Raw genomic sequence first — 909 nt, 5'->3', positions numbered from 1 at the left:
AGAAGCTGTTTAAAATTTACCATAAACTGTTGAGCATTTGTCGTATTGCAGATAGCTCTATAACTGCTTCGGCAGTTTTTGGTAATCTTTCGTAAGCTTTTGCATTCCTTCTATTCGTCTCAAACCAAGCGAAAGTTCTTTCAACCACCCATCTTTTAGGTGACACACGACCAGTTCCAATATCAGATCGCTTCACAATTTCTATTTCATATCCATTAATTGGGGCATCACTTCGCTGATTTTTTCCAGGTAATTGATAACCTCCGTCAACAAACAATTTTTTTATATTTCTCCAATTCTTACCCAAGTTCTCTACTACTAACCTGCCTCCATGCCTATCAGCTATAGCGGCTGAATGAACTTTTACACACAACAGCATACCAGATGTATCTACTACAATATGTCGTTTCAGTCCTTTAATACGCTTGCCAGAATCGTACCCTGTATTAAGAGAACTGCTTACCAATGTGCTCTTTACTGATTGCGCGTCCATAACAGCAGCAGTGGGTTGCATTTTCCTACCGTTATGTCTTCTATGTTTTTTCACTAAGGAACATCTAATACGTTCAAATGTCCCATCACACTTCCATTTGGAAAAATAATAATATACAATTTGCCAGCGGGGGAAGCCAGATGGAAGCATCCGCCACTGACATCCTGTTTTTACCAGATAAAAAATAGCATTTAATATTTCACGAAGACTGTATCTACGTTTTCTATGGTCTTTAAGGAAACCTTTAATAACTTGCCATTGGCTGTTGTTTACGCTGGTAGGATAATGTGTCATTTAAAAAGATTTGGTCATCTTCTTAAACGACGCTTCTTATCACTAACAACAGCTTTTTTTATCCACTTTTACACATATTAATGTCGAATAACTATCAATAAAGCGAATTTTAAACAGCTTCT

General features: G+C 37.1%; 1 protein-coding gene. It reads right to left on the bottom strand.

What is annotated here, in order from left to right:
• Positions 1-16: 16 nt before the first annotated feature.
• Complete coding sequence (locus AC1RNB_RS18560; RefSeq protein WP_493085252.1) at positions 17-787, bottom strand: IS5 family transposase; 771 nt, start codon at positions 785-787, stop codon at positions 17-19.
• Positions 788-909: the final 122 nt, after the last annotated feature.

The sequence above is a fragment of the Sediminibacterium sp. GW821-FHT12F12 genome (genome assembly GCF_058806635.1).
This window is presented reverse-complemented; position numbering and strand designations above follow the sequence as displayed.